This window comes from Micrococcus sp. NPDC078436, from assembly GCF_040702705.1.
In the GTDB taxonomy this organism is placed as follows: domain Bacteria; phylum Actinomycetota; class Actinomycetes; order Actinomycetales; family Micrococcaceae; genus Micrococcus.
The window spans coordinates 14,712-29,440 of the sequence record NZ_JBFBLX010000017.1; the positions used below are offsets into that span (position 1 = coordinate 14,712).

General features: G+C 72.2%; 13 protein-coding genes. 8 read left to right on the forward strand and 5 right to left on the reverse strand.

The window, feature by feature from the left end; translation table 11 throughout:
* Positions 1-4: 4 nt before the first annotated feature.
* The 3 genes from AB0302_RS09765 to AB0302_RS09775 form a co-directional block, all read right to left on the reverse strand.
* On the reverse strand, positions 5-1,036 hold the full coding sequence (locus AB0302_RS09765) for an NAD-dependent epimerase/dehydratase family protein (RefSeq protein WP_366371724.1): 1,032 nt from the start codon (positions 1,034-1,036) through the stop codon (positions 5-7).
* Positions 1,033-2,220: a zinc-dependent alcohol dehydrogenase gene (locus tag AB0302_RS09770; RefSeq protein ID WP_366371726.1), complete on the reverse strand. Its 1,188-nt coding sequence runs from the start codon at positions 2,218-2,220 to the stop codon at positions 1,033-1,035. Before AB0302_RS09770 ends, AB0302_RS09765 begins: the two co-directional genes overlap by 4 nt.
* A 66-nt stretch (positions 2,221-2,286) precedes the next feature.
* Positions 2,287-3,486, reverse strand: coding sequence for a glutamate--cysteine ligase (locus tag AB0302_RS09775; RefSeq protein WP_366371728.1), 1,200 nt, complete (start codon positions 3,484-3,486; stop codon positions 2,287-2,289).
* Positions 3,487-3,556: 70 nt separating this feature from the next.
* Between AB0302_RS09775 and AB0302_RS09780 the strand changes: the two genes are divergently transcribed.
* The 5 genes from AB0302_RS09780 (at position 3,557) to AB0302_RS09800 (ending at position 9,011) form a co-directional block, all read left to right on the forward strand.
* On the forward strand, positions 3,557-4,915 hold the full coding sequence (locus AB0302_RS09780) for a class I SAM-dependent methyltransferase (RefSeq protein ID WP_366371730.1): 1,359 nt from the start codon (positions 3,557-3,559) through the stop codon (positions 4,913-4,915).
* Positions 4,916-5,094: 179 nt separating this feature from the next.
* Positions 5,095-6,144 (forward strand): ABC transporter substrate-binding protein, encoded by a 1,050-nt coding sequence (locus AB0302_RS09785; protein WP_366371732.1) that lies wholly within the window; start codon positions 5,095-5,097, stop codon positions 6,142-6,144.
* On the forward strand, positions 6,141-7,196 hold the full coding sequence (locus tag AB0302_RS09790; RefSeq protein WP_366371734.1) for an ABC transporter permease: 1,056 nt from the start codon (positions 6,141-6,143) through the stop codon (positions 7,194-7,196). Before AB0302_RS09785 ends, AB0302_RS09790 begins: the two co-directional genes overlap by 4 nt.
* Positions 7,189-8,259, forward strand: a complete 1,071-nt coding sequence (locus AB0302_RS09795) for an iron chelate uptake ABC transporter family permease subunit (protein WP_298711614.1) — start codon at positions 7,189-7,191, stop codon at positions 8,257-8,259. The genes AB0302_RS09790 and AB0302_RS09795 overlap by 8 nt, the downstream gene beginning before the upstream one ends.
* Positions 8,256-9,011 carry an ATP-binding cassette domain-containing protein gene (locus AB0302_RS09800; protein ID WP_366371737.1) on the forward strand — a complete coding sequence of 252 codons (756 nt, stop codon included), beginning with the start codon at positions 8,256-8,258 and terminating at the stop codon, positions 9,009-9,011. The genes AB0302_RS09795 and AB0302_RS09800 overlap by 4 nt, the downstream gene beginning before the upstream one ends.
* Before the next feature lie 141 nt (positions 9,012-9,152).
* Here AB0302_RS09800 and AB0302_RS09805 read toward each other — a convergent pair whose 3' ends face one another.
* Positions 9,153-9,785: a hypothetical protein gene (locus AB0302_RS09805; RefSeq protein WP_366371739.1), complete on the reverse strand. Its 633-nt coding sequence runs from the start codon at positions 9,783-9,785 to the stop codon at positions 9,153-9,155.
* Between AB0302_RS09805 and AB0302_RS09810 the strand changes: the two genes are divergently transcribed.
* The 3 genes from AB0302_RS09810 (at position 9,771) to groL (ending at position 12,764) form a co-directional block, all read left to right on the forward strand.
* Entirely contained in the window at positions 9,771-10,025 is a 255-nt protein-coding gene (locus AB0302_RS09810) for a hypothetical protein (protein ID WP_298711609.1), read from the forward strand. The genes AB0302_RS09805 and AB0302_RS09810 overlap by 15 nt on opposite strands.
* Positions 10,026-10,738: 713 nt before the next feature.
* Positions 10,739-11,035 carry a co-chaperone GroES gene (gene groES / locus AB0302_RS09815; RefSeq protein ID WP_248115875.1) on the forward strand — a complete coding sequence of 99 codons (297 nt, stop codon included), beginning with the start codon at positions 10,739-10,741 and terminating at the stop codon, positions 11,033-11,035.
* Positions 11,036-11,156: 121 nt separating this feature from the next.
* On the forward strand, positions 11,157-12,764 hold the full coding sequence (gene groL / locus AB0302_RS09820; RefSeq protein WP_298711606.1) for a chaperonin GroEL: 1,608 nt from the start codon (positions 11,157-11,159) through the stop codon (positions 12,762-12,764).
* A gap of 350 nt (positions 12,765-13,114) precedes the next feature.
* Here groL and AB0302_RS09825 read toward each other — a convergent pair whose 3' ends face one another.
* The gene (locus tag AB0302_RS09825) at positions 13,115-14,545 is read right to left on the reverse strand and encodes a dicarboxylate/amino acid:cation symporter (RefSeq protein WP_366371742.1); all 1,431 of its coding nucleotides are present in this window, start codon (positions 14,543-14,545) and stop codon (positions 13,115-13,117) included.
* Positions 14,546-14,729: the final 184 nt, after the last annotated feature.

A 14,729-nucleotide genomic window follows, 5' to 3' on the forward strand; every position in this document is an offset into this window, starting at 1 on the left:
GCGCTCACTCCGCGGGGGAGTGGGAGCGGTGCCCGGCGTTGCCCAGCCCCTCCCGCCCGTCGAGGTGGTCCAGGACGAGGCGGACGGCCTCCCGCGCGTCGGTGGTGGGCCGCCAGTCGGTGGCCCGGCGCAGGGCGGAGGTGTCCATGACCGGCACGGCGGCGGCCATGTCGATCCATCCCGGATCGGTCGGCTGCAGCCGGGCGCGGTAGGTGAGCGAGGCGAGGGTCCGGAACAGGCCCATCGGCAGCTCCAGGATCCGCTTCGCCTCGAGCGCCGTGCCCATCGTGTGGGCGTCAAGCACGGGCTCGGCGGCGACGTTGAAGGCCCCGCCCGCCCGGTGCAGGATGACCTGCCAGTAGGCCTCGGCCACGTCCTGCGCGGTGAGCGCCTGGAAGCGCAGGCCCGCCGGGAAGGGAAGCAGCGGCGTCCGCAGCCGGGCGACCAGCCGGCCGGGGACGAGGTCCCCGAGGAAGTAGTCCTTGATCTCCGGACCGGCGGCGGCCTGGAAAATGAGGCCTGGCCGCAGCCGGGTCACGAGCATCCGGGGGTTCTCTGCCTGCACGCGGTCGAGGATCGTCTCAACTTCCGCCTTCTGGGCGGCGTAGTGCGAGGTCGGCACGCCCGTCGTCGGGTGCGACTCGTCGACGGCGACGTGCTTCGGACCCGGTCCGTACGCGCCCACCGAGGACGCGTAGACGAGGTGGGGGACGCCCGCGGCGGCCGCGGCCCGGAAGACCCGCTCGTTCCCCACCACGTTCACGGCCCGCAGGTGCGCGCGGTCCCGGTTGGGACGGATCACCCACACGAGGTCGACGACGGCGTCGGCGCCCCGCAGGATCTCCTCCAGCCGGGGCGTGGAGGCGGGGTCGGCGATGTCCAGGAGGTGCCACTCGACGTCGTCGTAGGGGGGCCCCGCCCTGTACGGGCCCCGGCGGCTCACACCGACGACGCGGGTGACCTCCGGGGCCCGGTGGAGGCGCTCGAGCAGGGCGGTGCCCACATTGCCCGTCGCGCCGAGGACGACGATCCTCACGGCTGCAGGACCACCTTGATGCAGCCGTGCTCCTTCTTCTGGAACATCTCGTACATGCGCGGGGCGTCCTCGAGGGGCGCCGTGTGCGTGGTGAGGTCCAGGACGCCCAGCGGGTCGGACGGGTCGTCCATGAGGGGCAACAGGTCGTCGATCCAGCGGCGCACGTTGCACTGGCCCTCGGTGAGGGTGATCTGCTTGTCGAACATGGTCAACATGGGCATCGGGTCCTGCATGCCGCCGTAGACGCCGCTCAGGGACACGGTGCCGCCGCGGCGGACGGCGTCGATCGCGGTGTGCAGCGCGTTGAGGCGGTCCACACCGGAGGTCTTCATGGCCGCCCGGCCCACAGGGCCGGGCAGGATCCCCACGGCCTGGTGCGCGGCCTTCGCCACGGGGGAGCCGTGGGCCTCCATGCCCACGGCGTCCACGACGCCGTCCGGGCCGCGGCCGCCGGTGGCCTCGTGCAGCAGCTCGGGGACCTCGCGGCCGCCCCAGCCCTGCATGTCCATGACCTCGACGCCATGACGCGCGGCCATGTGGCGACGCTCGGCGACGGGGTCGACGCCGATCACGCGGTAGCCGAGGTGCACGCCGATGCGCGCGGCCATCTGGCCGATCGGGCCGAGGCCGAGCACGGCGAGGGTGTCGCCCTTGGAGAGGTTCGCGTACTGCACGCCCTGCCACGCGGTGGGGACGACGTCGGAGAGGAAGAGCCACTGCTCGTCCGGGCCGGTGTGGGGGACCTTGATGGGCCCGTAGTCCGCGTGGGGCACGCGCAGGTACTCGGCCTGGCCGCCTGGGACGGAGCCGTAGAGGCGGGAGTAGCCCAGCAGGGCCGCGCCGGAGCCCTGGGAGCGGACCTGGGTGGTCTCGCACTGGGACTGCAGCCCGCGCTCGCACATCCAGCAGTGGCCGCAGGCGATGATGAAGGGGATGACCACGCGGTCGCCCGGCTTGATGTGGGTGACGGCCGAGCCGACCTCCTGCACGATGCCCATGGGCTCGTGGCCGACGATGTCGCCGGCGTCCATGAACGGGCCGAGGACCTCGTAGAGGTGCAGGTCGGATCCGCAGATGCCGGTGGAGGTGACCTTGATGACGGCGTCCGTGGGCTCCTGGATCCGCGGATCCGGGACGTCCTCGACGGAGACGGTTCGCTTTCCCTGCCAGGTGAGTGCTCGCATGCCGCCCAACGTAGTCCCGGGTCCGGGGCCGGCGAAAGCGCTGACGCGCTCCTGACCTGGAGCTCCTCAGCCGGTGGTGGAGCGCAGGGACGTGCGGGTCCGTGCGGCGGCGTCGAGCACCACGGCGCGCAGCGGGGCCACGGCGTCGTCCGGCGCCTGCCCCTCTGCCGGGGGCACGCTCGCGGCCTCCCGCTCGATCCGCCGCTGCCGCGCCGCGCCGCTCTCGGCCATCATGGCGTGCACGTGGTCCAGCTCCGCTTCGCAGCCGAGCTCGCGGGCCACGGGGGCGAGACGCTCCAGCTCCTCGCCGAGGTGCTCGGCCACGGGAGCGTCGTTGCCCTCGGCGTCGAGGATCACGCGCGCCTCGAGGCCGTAGCGGGCGGCCCGCCACTTGTTCTCGGCCGCATACCACGGCGGCAGGATCGCGGGAGCGTCCGCGCCGCACTCGAGCCGGGACGAGAGATCGTGCACGAGGCACTGCGTCAGGGCCGTGACGGCGGCGATCTCCTCGATCGTGGCCATGCCGTCGCACACCCGCATCTCGACCGTGCCGAGACGCGGGACGGCGCGCACGTCCCAGCGGCACTCCGTGGCGTCGGCCACCATGCCTGCCTGGACCATCTGCTCCACGCAGCGCTCGAAGTCCGCGTAGTCCTCGAACTGGTGGGGCAGGCCCGCCGTCGGCAGCTGCTGGAAAACCTGGGTGCGCTGCGACTGGTAGCCGGTGTCGTGGCCGGCCCAGAAGGGGGAGGAGGTGGAGAGGGCGAGGAGGTGGGGGAAGCGGTTGACGAGGCCGTTGACCACGGGCATCGCCTTGGACACGTCGTCGAGGCCCACGTGCACGTGGACGCCGAAGATCAGCATCTGCCGCCCCCAGTACTGGGCGATCTCCACGACGCGGTTGTACCGGTCCTTGTCCGTGACCGGCTGCAGCCAGGGCTCCGCGAAGGGGTGCGAGCCCTGGCAGTAGAGCTGCAGGCCGCGCGCCTCGGCGGCCGTGAGGATGCCGGCGGCGATCCCGCGCAGCTCGTCGGCCGCGGCACCGGCGGTCCGGTGCACGCCCGTGACCAGCTCCACCGTGTTCTGCAGCATCTCCGCCGTGACGTGCGGGTGTTCGTCCTCCGGGCCGAGGCCGGCGACGTCGCGGGCGGCCGCGATGACCTCCGGGGCCTCGGGACGCAGGTCGCCGGTGACGGCGTCCACGAGTGCGAGCTCCCACTCGATGCCGAGGGTGGACTGCGCCGACTGCTGGAACGGGAGGCTCATGCAGACATCTTAGAGGCGCGGGCGAGCCCGGCGGGGCGGCGCTGCCCGACCCGGGCCCTAGCCTGGATCCATGGCCGACGACCGCGACCCCCGCCCCTCCGCCGAGGACTCCTCCCCGGACGCCACGCACCTGGCCCCCGCACTGACCGGGGCCGGCCGGGAGCTGTTGGACTCGCTGACCGACGCGGACGTCGCCGACCCGCTGGCCTCCACCACGCGGCTGCGGGCCGCCGGCCACGCCCCCGAGCTCGTGGCCGCGGTGCTCACCCAGGCCGCGCTGCGCCGGGCGGCCCGCACCAAGCTGGGCGACCTCGCCGATCGGATGCTCTTCACTCGCGACGGGCTCGAGCAGGCCACCCGCCGGGTCGTGGCCGAACGCCGCGCTGAGCGGTTCACGGCGGCCGGGCTGCGCTCGGTGGCGGACCTGGGCTGCGGGATCGGGGCCGATGCCCTCGGCCTCGCGCGCGCCGGGCTGTCCGTTGTCGCCGTGGAGCGGGACCCCGTGGTGGCCGCCGTGGCCGCCGCCAACATGGCCGCGCTGGCGCCCGGGGCGCGGGTGGAGGAGGGGGACGCGCTCGCGTGGGCGGGCGCCCACGCCGACGATGTGGACGCCCTGTGGTTCGATCCGGCCCGACGCCGGATCTCCAGCTCGGGCTCGGCGCGCGTGTTCGACCCGGAGGCGTTCTCCCCGCCGCTGTCTTTCGTCTTGGGGCTGGCCGCCGAGGGGCGCGCGGTGGGCGCCAAGCTCGGCCCGGGGCTGCCGCACGAGCACGTCCCCGCGGAGGCCGAGGCGGAATGGGTCTCCGTGGACGGCGACGTCGTCGAGGTGGTGCTGTGGTTCAACGCGCTGACGACGGCGCCGGGGGTCCGCGCGGCCGCCGTCATCGACACGCGGAGACCCCGGCCGTCCGTCGCCGTGCTGCGCGATCGTCCCGGCGGCTCGCCCGCCCTCGAGTCCGTGGGGGAGGCGGGACTGGACGCCCTGCCGGGCTGCGTCCTCCACGAGCCCGACGGCGCCGTGATCCGCGCGGGCCTCGTCACGGACCTCGGCGCCGCATGGGAGGAGGGCGGCGCGGTGGCCCGGCTGCTCGACCCGCACCTGGCCTACCTCGTGACCGAGGCCCCCGTGCCCTCCCCGCTGGCGCGCGGATACCGGGTGGAGGCCGTCCACCCCCTCGACGTGAAGGCGCTGCGCCGCTGGGTGCGCGAGCGCGGCATCACCCGCCTGGACGTGAAGAAGCGCGGCGTGGACGTGCGCCCGGAGGAGCTGCGGGCCCGCCTGCTCGCGGGGGCGGGGAAGGGCGCGGGGAAGAAGGGCCGCCGGGCCGGCGGCGGGGAAGCGGCGGGCGCGCACGGGACCCTCGTCCTCGCCCGCGTCGGCGGACGCCGCGTGGCCCTCGAGGTGACGCCCCTGGACGGGGTGGGCTGAGGGTCTCGATGTCGCCGTCCGACATCGGATCCGCGGAGTCGGGGCCCCGGTTTGTTGATTAGCGCACTCATATGTACTCTAATCCACTGAGGCAAGCCTCACCTGAGGGTGGGCCCTGCCGACCCTGACGAGACACCCCAGACCTCGGCCCGCCTCGAGCGGCGCCCGGGAGGAGAACCATGCAGCGCGCCCCCCACTCCCCTCGCCTGTCGGCGATCGCCCTGACCTCGGTCGCCGCCCTCGCCCTCGTCGGCTGCTCCGCGGGAGGCTCCAACGGCTCCGCGGGGACGAGCTCGGCCGCCGACGGCGCCGGCGTCTCCTCGTCGGCCGGCTCCGCGCAGGGCGTCGCCGCGGGCGCCACCGTGACCGACATGTCCGGTGCGCAGATCACCCTCCCGCAGGAGGTGGACTCCGTGATCGCGACCGACAACCGGACCTTCCGCACGCTGGACGAGTGGGGAGTGGAGCTGAGCGCCGCCCCGAAGCAGATCATGTACAAGGGCGAGGGCGGCCCGTCGTACCTCGACGACGCGGACGTGAAGGACATCGGCAACCACCGCGAGCCGGACATGGAGGCCTTCGTCACCGCCGAGCCGGACGTGGTCCTCAACGGCCAGCGCTTCCGGGACCGCAAGGCCGAGATCGACGAGCTCACCGGCGACGCCGCGATCGTGGACACCGACTTCGACCCCGTGAAGACCCCGCTGGACGAGGGCCTCAAGGAGCTGACCACGCTCCTGGGCGACACCACCGGCCACCAGGAGGAGGCGAAGCAGCTCAACGCCGACTTCGACGCCGCCGTCGAGCGGGCCAAGGAGGCGTACGACCCGGAGCAGACGGTCATGGGCCTGATCGCCACCGGCGGCGACCTCGCCTACGTCGCGCCGTCGACGGGCCGCTCGATCGGCCCCCTCTTCGACATCCTGGGCTTGACCCCCGCCCTCGAGCAGTCCGGCTCCGACAACCACCAGGGCGACGACATCTCCGTGGAGGCCATCGCCTCCTCCAACCCGGACTGGATCATCGTCATGGACCGCGACGCCGCGATCGGCGAGGAGAACGGCACCGCCAAGGAGCTCATCGAGCAGTCCGAGGCGCTGAAGGACGTGCCGGCCGTCAAGGAGGGCCACATCGTCTACCTGCCCGCGGACCTGTACGTGGCCGAGGACATCCAGAACTACACGACGATCATGGAGGATCTCGCGGACGCCTTCGAGGGCGCCCGGTGACCCAGTCGCCCACCGGCACCGTCGACGCCCGGACCCAGCCCCTCGCGGCGGGTCCGGGCGAACGCGTGTGCTGGGTCCCTCCCGCCGTCCTGCGCCCCGAGCGTTCGCGCTGGCAGCGCACGTGGCCCCTGCTCGCCGGCGCCGCGATCACCGTGGCGCTCACCGTCCTCTCCCTCTTCGTGGGGGTCTACGACCTCGGCGCGGAGGGCGGGGCGGAGATGTTCGGCATCACGCGCGTGCCCCGCACGATCGCGCTGATCCTGGCCGGCGCCGCCATGGCCATGTGCGGGCTGATCATGCAGCTCATGACGCAGAACCGGTTCGTCGAGCCCAGCACGACCGGCACCACCGAGTGGGCGGGGCTGGGGCTGCTGGTCACCATGCTCCTCATCCCGGGCGCCGGGATCATGACCCGCATGGTCGGCGCCGTGCTGTTCGCCTTCGTGGGCACCATGGTCTTCTTCCTGTTCCTGCGCCGCGTGCGGCTCTCCTCCTCCCTGATCGTGCCGATCGTGGGCATCATGATGGGCGCCGTCGTGGGCTCGGCCTCGACGTTCCTCGCGCTGCAGACCGACATGCTCCAGCAGATGGGCGCGTGGTTCGCCGGCTCCTTCACCTCCGTGGTGCGCGGCCGCTACGAGCTGCTGTTCATCGTGCTGGCCGTGTGCGTGGCGGTCTTCGTGATCGCTGACCGCTTCACCGTGGCCGGTCTGGGCAAGGACATCGCCACGAACGTGGGGCTGAACTACGAGGCGGTCGTCTTCACCGGCGTCGCGATGGTGTCCGTGGCCACGGGCGTGGTCACCGTGGTGATCGGGGCCCTGCCCTTCCTGGGGCTCGTGGTGCCGAACATCGTCTCCATGGTGCGCGGGGACAACCTGCGCACCAACCTGCCGTGGGTGGTCATGGTGGGCATCTGGGTGGTCATCGTGTGCGACGTCATCGGGCGCACCGTGATCATGCCCTTCGAGGTGCCGATCTCCCTGATCCTCGGCGTCGTGGGGGCCATGGTGTTCCTCGCCCTGCTCCTGAGGCAGGCCAAGCATGGCTGAGGCCCGCACCGTCCCGGGACTGCGCCGCGGCTCCACTGCCGCCGGTCCCCTCGCCGACCGCGCTCGCGCGTCCGGCCCGTTCGTCACCCGCGCCGAGCGCACCCGCTACCTCGTGACCGTGGCGGTGCTCGCCGTCGTCGGGCTGGCCGCGACGGCCGGCATCCTGCTGTGGGGCAATGAGGCGACGCCGGGCTCCCGCGCGTTCTGGCTCATCGCAGGGATGCGCGTGGACGCGATCGGGGTGATCGCCCTCGTGGCCCTGTGCCACGCGTTCGCCACGGTCAGCTTCCACACCGCCACCGGCAACCGGATCATCACTCCCTCGATCATGGGCTTCGAGGCCCTCTACGTGGCGGTGCAGACCGCCGCCGTGTACGCGCTGGGGGCTGCCGGCGTCGCCGTGGTGAGCGGGACCGGGCCCTTCCTGGCCCAGGCTGCGCTCATGGTGGTGCTGGCCACCGCCCTGTACTCGTGGCTGCTCTCCCGGCCGTACGGGAGCATGCACCTGATGCTGCTCGTGGGCGTGGTCCTGGGCGGGGGACTGGCGGCGCTGAGCACCTTCATGCAGCGCCTGCTGGACCCCAACTCGTTCGACGTGCTCTCGGCCCGCCTGTTCGGCAACATCTCCAACGCGCGCACCGAGTACGTGGCGGTGGCCGCGCCGATCGTCGTCGTGGTGTGCCTCCTGCTGTGGCTGCGCTCGCGGCGAATGAACGTGGTGGCCCTCGGCGCCGACGTGTCCACCAACCTGGGGCTGAGCCACCGCCGGGAGCTCATGGGGACGCTGCTGCTCGTCTCCGTGCTCATGGCCATGACCACCGCCCTGGTGGGGCCGATGACGTTCCTCGGCTTCCTCGTGGCCACACTGGCGTACTCCATCACGGACACGTACGACCACCGTCTCGTGCTGCCCGTGGCCGCACTGGCCGGCTACGCCGTGCTCGCGAGCGCCTACTTCGTGCTGCGGCACGTCTTCTACGCGGGGGGTGCGGTCACCGTGGTCATCGAGCTCGTGGGCGGCATCACCTTCTTGATCGTCGTGATGAGAAAGGGTCGGCTGTGATCGAACTGCGGGGCGTCACCAAGCGCCACAGTGACGAGGTGTGCATCGGTCCGGTGGACCTGCAGATCCCCGCCGGGGGCATCACCGCCCTCGTGGGACCCAACGGCGCGGGCAAGTCCACCGTGCTGACGATGATCGGGCGGCTGCAGGACGCGGACGCCGGGACGATCGCCGTGGGCGGCCAGGACATCACCGCGACCGCGTCGCGGCGGATCGCGCAGACCTTGTCCATCCTGCGCCAGGAGAACCACTTCATCACGCGCCTGACGGTGCGGCAGCTCGTGGGCTTCGGACGGTACCCGTACTCCCGCGGGCGGCTGACCCTCGACGACGAGCGCCACATCTCCGAGGCCGTGGACTTCCTGGGCCTGGGGCCGTTCGAGAACCGCTACCTCGACCAGCTCTCCGGCGGCCAGCGTCAGCGTGCCTACGTGGCCATGGTGCTCGCGCAGAACACCGAGTACGTGCTGCTCGACGAGCCGCTGAACAACCTGGACATGCAGCACTCGGTGCAGATGATGCAGCAGCTGCGCCGCGCCGCCGACGAGCTGGGCCGCACCGTGGTGATCGTGCTGCACGACATCAACTTCGCCGCGCACTACGCCGACCACATCGTGGCCATGGGCGACGGCCAGGTGGTGGAGACGGGCTCGCCCCACGAGATCATGCGCCCCGAGGTCCTCGAGCGGATCTTCAAGACGCCGTGCCACGTGGTGGAGGGGCCGGCCGGCCCGCTCGCCGTCTACTACTGAGCGGGGCTGGGCTGGGCTGGAGCTGCCGTCGGCCGCCCGTGTGGTCTCCGGTCCCTCCATCCGACGCCCACACCCTCCGAGAGACGCCCACACCCTCCCAGAGACGCCCACACCCTCCCAGAGTGGTCACAACACGCCGTCTCAACTCTCTGCAGGCGGCGCGTCGTGACCACTCTGCGAGGTGGACTCCGGGCGCGGGTCGATGCGATGCCCCGCCGCCCGCCGTCCGAGAATGACCTCGACCAGCCGTCGGCAGGCCTCACGGTGATCCTCGACCGTCACCCGCAGGGGAGCGACCCCCCGCGCGAGGAGCCAGCGGTCCCGCCGGGCGTCCCGGGCCTGCTGCTCCCGCGCGAGGTGATGCGCGCCGTCGTATTCGAGAGCGACGGCGCCGTCGGCGTAGTACAAGTCCACCTCGGGACACTGGGGATCGGCGGCGTCGAGGCGGAACTGCAGGATGGGTTCGCCCAGCCCCGCAGCGATCAGATCGAGCCGCACACGCGTCTCCAGGGGAGAGTCCGACCCCACGCGCACCTGCGCCAGCGCCCGTCGCGCCGCATCGATGCCCGGTACACCACCCAGCGCCTCCACGACGGCGGCCAGCCCATCCGGAGTCGACGCCGGCTCGCGTCGTCCTCGCCGCGACCAGCGCCGGGCGAGCAGGTGGTCGCCGGCGGCGATGAGGTCCTCCGGCGTCCACGGAGCGCCGCGCGTGCACAGGTCCACCCAGGTCCGCTCCGGCGTGGTGGCCCGCAGCCCGTGGACGGCACCCACGTGGTGCGCTGGAAGATCCCGACGGTGCGGGGCGACGCCCTCGCGCCGCAGCCGCTGCCCCGGCGGGAGCGTGACGTGGACGAGGCTGGAGGGGGCCGCGGCGTGCGGGGTCGGCATGCCGTGCAGATGCGCCGCGGTGTCGTGGGAGAGCACCGCCGCACCGCGTCGGCGCAGCAGGGCGGCGAGGACAGCACCGCTCCATCCGTGGCCCGGTTCGGCCAGGCCGACGTCCGCCCATGACGGGCCGGGAGACTCCGCGCGGACCCGCACGCCGTGCAGGGGAGTGGAGAGGTCAGCGCGTCGCAGCCGTTGAGGGGGCACCCCCGCTGTCCGCGCTTCAGCTGTGGTGAACGCAGGAGGCAGGGGAGGAAGGCCCGAGGGCGTCGTCGGCGACATGGCCGAAGCCTCGGCGCAGCGGGACCGTGCGACGCTCGCGGTGAGCACATCTGGGGATGGGGCAGCCCGCCGTCGGCCGCTGTGCAGGGGCGTTGCGTGTCCGCTCCGGGGGAGGGTGGTCCCGCCTCCCTCCCGACGACCCCTATGGCCCTCCCGCCCTGTCTCCGGCCCCGCCGCCACCGCTCCGCCCGGGCCCCCCGCAGGCTGGTCGCAACACGCCGCCTGAACTTCTTGCAGACGGCGTGTTGTGACCACCCTGGAACCGGGTCCATACGGCAGGGGCCATGAGTGGGCGCTGACGACTCGAGCCGCGCGGCGAGTCGGCGAGCGGACCCCGCCCCCGGACGCGGCTGGCACTCGTGTTGAAGGAGTGCCAAGGCCCGGAGTAGAGTCGACACTGGCACTCGGGGGTACCGGGTGCCAACGCCCGAGGATGGACCCTGCGGCACCGCGACGACGGAGGGTCTCCACGCCCGTGGCACCCCCTGAGACCACGTCAACGCAGACTCGGCGGCCCTGTCGCCGGCCCGCACGTCGAACAAGAAGGAGTGTGCAGCATGTCCGTTGCCATCAAGCCCCTCGAGGACCGCATCGTCGTCCGCCCGCTGGAGGCCGAGCAGACCACCGCCTCCGGCCTCGTCATCCCGGACACCGCCAAGGAGAAGCCCCAGGAGGGCCAGGTCGTGGCCGTGGGCCCGGGCCGCGTCGCCGAGAACGGCAGCCGCGTGCCGGTGGACGTCGCCGAGGGCGACGTCGTCCTGTACTCCAAGTACGGCGGCACCGAGGTCAAGGTCGGCGGCGAGGAGTACCTCGTGCTCTCCGCCCGCGACGTGCTGGCCATCGTCACCAAGTGACCCCCGCGCGTCGGGCCCGGTGAGCGGAGCGCACCCCACCGGTGCGCCGCCCCGGGCCCGACGCGTCCCGCACTCCCCGAAGACTTCCTGAAGACTTCCTGAACCGAAAGGAGCGTCCGTCATGGCCAAGCAGCTGGCATTCAACGACGACGCACGCCGCGCCCTCCAGGCCGGCATCGACAAGCTCGCCGACACCGTCAAGGTGACGCTCGGCCCCAAGGGCCGCAACGTGGTGCTCGACAAGGCGTGGGGCGCACCCACCATCACCAACGACGGCGTCACGATCGCCCGTGAGATCGAGCTGGACGACCCCTACGAGAACATGGGCGCCCAGCTCGCCAAGGAGGTCGCCACCAAGACCAACGACATCGCGGGCGACGGCACCACCACCGCCACCGTGCTGGCCCAGGCCCTCGTGAACGAGGGCATGCGCCAGGTCGCCGCCGGCGCCGCGCCGAACGACGTCAAGAAGGGCATCGAGGCGGCCGTGTCCGCCGTCGAGAAGCGCCTGCTGGAGAACGCCCGCCCGGTCGAGGGCAAGAACGTGGCCCACGTGGCCGCCATCTCCGCGCAGTCGGACGAGGTCGGCGAGCTGCTGGCCCGCGCCTTCGACACCGTGGGCACCGACGGCGTCATCACCATCGAGGAGTCCTCCACCACCTCGACGGAGCTGGACGTCACCGAGGGCATGCAGTTCGACAAGGGCTACCTGTCCCCGTACATGGTCACCGACGCCGAGCGTCAGGAGGCCGTGCTCGAGGACCCGTACATCCTCATCAACTCCGGCAAGATCTCCAACGTGCAGGAGCTGCTGCCCCTGCTGGAGAAGGTCCTGCAGTCCAACCGCCCGCTGTTCGTGATCGCGGAGGACGTCGAGGGCGAGGCCCTGTCCACCCTCGTGGTCAACAAGATCCGCGGCACCCTGAACGTCGTGGCCGTGAAGGCCCCGGGCTTCGGCGACCGCCGCAAGGCCATGATGCAGGACATCGCGATCCTCACCGGCGCCCAGGTGGTCTCCCCGGACCTCGGCATGAAGCTCGAGCAGGCCGACCTCGACGTGCTCGGCACCGCCCGCCGCATCACCGTGTCCAAGGACAACACCACGATCGTGGACGGCGGCGGTGAGAAGGCCGACGTGGACGCCCGCGTCTCCCAGATCAAGGCCGAGGTCGCCGCGACCGACTCCGACTGGGACCGCGAGAAGCTGCAGGAGCGCCTCGCCAAGCTCGCCGGCGGCATCGGCGTGATCCGCGTGGGCGCCGCCACCGAGGTGGAGCTCAAGGAGCGCAAGCACCGCATCGAGGACGCCGTGTCCTCCACGCGTGCCGCGCTCGAGGAGGGCATCGTCGCCGGCGGCGGCACCGCCCTCATCAACGCCCTCTCCGTCCTGGACGAGGACGCCGACGTGCAGGCCCTCACCGGGGACGCCGCCGCGGGCGTGGAGATCGTGCGCAAGGCGCTCAAGCAGCCGCTGCGCTGGATCGCCCAGAACGCGGGCGAGGACGGCTACGTCGTCGTCTCCAAGGTCGCCGAGCTGGCGCCGAACCACGGCTACAACGCGAAGACGGGCGTGTACGGCGACCTCCTCGCCGACGGCGTGATCGACCCCGTGAAGGTCACCCGCTCCGCGCTGGCCAACGCGGCGTCCATCGCGGCGCTCGTGCTCACCACCGAGACCCTCGTGGCGGACAAGCCCGAGGACGAGGACGAGCACGGCCACCAGCACTGAGCTGAGTGACGTCGCCGGCAGGGCCGGCTCCCTCACGACGACGGCCCGTCATCTGCGCGCGCAGATGACGGGCCGTTTCGCGTCTCCGCACCTGTGCCCGCTTCCGTTGGCGCACCGGGGCGCTCCGCGGCCGCGTCCTTGACGCAACGGGATCGATGGCGGTCCGGGACGTCGGACCCGGCGCCGTGACGGACCGCCGCGTGATGAGGTCTTGCGCCAGGGGGGCGCGGGGGAGAGGGCGCGGGACCACCGGGCAGCGCGCCGAGGGAGTCGCCGACGTGGGGACAGGCCAGGGGAGGAGGGGCCATGGCCCCTCCTCCCCTGATCAGCGCGTCGAGCGAGGGGCCGCGTCAGGGACGCGTGTCGACCCCGACCATCTGCGCCTGCGTGTCGGCGCGGTCCTGTGCCCGGGCTTCGACGATCTCGGCGTCGTCGTCGGCCATCACGTCGCCGCGCTCGGCGTCGTAGCGGGCCTGGTCCAGGATGCCCTCCTGCTTGGCCACGAGGGCCGGGATGAGCGCCTGGCCGGAGACGTTCAGGGCGGTGCGCCCCATGTCCACGATCGGGTCGATGGCGAGCAGCAGCGCCATGCCCTCGAGGGGCAGGCCCGCGGTCGAGAGGGTGAGCGTGAGCATCACGGTGGCGCCGGTGGTGCCGGCCGTGGCCGCCGAGCCCAGCACGGAGACGAGCACGATCAGCGCGTACTGGCCGAGGCTCAGGTCGATGCCGTAGAACTGCGCCACGAACACGGCCGCGATGGCGGGGTAGATGGCGGCGCAGCCGTCCATCTTGGTGGTGGCGCCCAGCGGGACGGCGAAGGAGGCGTAGCCGGTGGGCACGCCGAAGTTCCGCTCGGCCACGCGCTGGGTCACGGGCAGGGTGCCCAGCGAGGAGCGGGAGACGAAGCCCAGCTGGAACGCCGGCCACACGCCGGAGAAGAACTGCCGCACGGAGAGGCCGTGCGCTCGGGCCAGCAGCGGGTAGACCACGAGCATGATGAGGGCGAGGCCGATGTAGATGGCGATCACGAACTTCACGAGCGTGCCCATGGTGGACCAGCCGTAGGAGGCCACGGCGGTGCCCAGCAGGCCGATGGTGCCGATCGGTGCGAGGCGGATGATCCACCACAGGACCTTCTGGATGATGGCCAGCATCGAGCGGGAGAACGCGAGGAACGGCTCGGCCTTCTCACCCACCTTGAGGGCGGCGACGCCCACCGCGATCGAGATGACGAGCACCTGGAGCACGTTGAAGGTGGGGGAGGCGACGACGGCGCCGGCGTCGCTGGTGGACGCCTTCACGGTGAGGCCGAGGAAGTTGACCGGGACCATGGAGGTCACGAAGTCGAGCCAGCCCACGTCGCGGGCGTTGTATGAGTCCGGGGCGGTCTGCCCGGTGCCGACGCCGGGCTGCAGCATCACGCCCACGGCGAGGCCCACCAGCACGGCGATGAGGCTCGTGATCGCGAACCACAGCAGGGTCTTCGCGGCCAGGCGGGCCGCGTTGGTCACCTGGGCGAGGTTGGCGATGGAGGCGACGACGGCGAAGAAGACCAGCGGGACGACCGCGGCCTTCAGGAGGGTCACGTAGATGCCGCCGATCAGGTCGAGCATCTCTCCGAGCCAGGTCGGGTTCTCCTCGGTGTGGCCCATGCCGCGGGCGAGGAGGCCGAGGACGAGGCCGAGGACGAGGGCGGCCACGATCTGCCAGCCGAAGTTGGTCATCCAGGCGGGGAGCCGGCGTCGCGCGGCCGGTGCGGGGGAGGTCTGTGCTGTGCTCACCGGGAGAGGCTAGGAGGGTGCTTAGCACGACGACGAAACGGGTTGCGTTCTGTGACTCGGGCGTGACGCCGGTCTCGCCGGCGGCCCGTGCGCGAATCATGGCGGACCTCACGGGACCGCCCCGACCGTCACATCATCGGGGAGCTCCCATGCCGACCTCCGTCTCCGGTCCTCGACCCGGACC

Bases quoted from the DNA above. Each gene is read 5' to 3' on its own strand.
- AB0302_RS09770 (WP_366371726.1), bottom strand. From the start codon at position 2,220: ATGCGAGCACTCACCTGGCAGGGAAAGCGAACCGTCTCCGTCGAGGAC.
- AB0302_RS09775 (WP_366371728.1), bottom strand. From the start codon at position 3,486: ATGAGCCTCCCGTTCCAGCAGTCGGCGCAGTCCACCCTCGGCATCGAG.
- AB0302_RS09780 (WP_366371730.1), top strand. From the start codon at position 3,557: ATGGCCGACGACCGCGACCCCCGCCCCTCCGCCGAGGACTCCTCCCCG.
- AB0302_RS09785 (WP_366371732.1), top strand. From the start codon at position 5,095: ATGCAGCGCGCCCCCCACTCCCCTCGCCTGTCGGCGATCGCCCTGACC.
- AB0302_RS09795 (WP_298711614.1), top strand. From the start codon at position 7,189: ATGGCTGAGGCCCGCACCGTCCCGGGACTGCGCCGCGGCTCCACTGCC.
- groES (WP_248115875.1), top strand. From the start codon at position 10,739: ATGTCCGTTGCCATCAAGCCCCTCGAGGACCGCATCGTCGTCCGCCCG.
- groL (WP_298711606.1), top strand. From the start codon at position 11,157: ATGGCCAAGCAGCTGGCATTCAACGACGACGCACGCCGCGCCCTCCAG.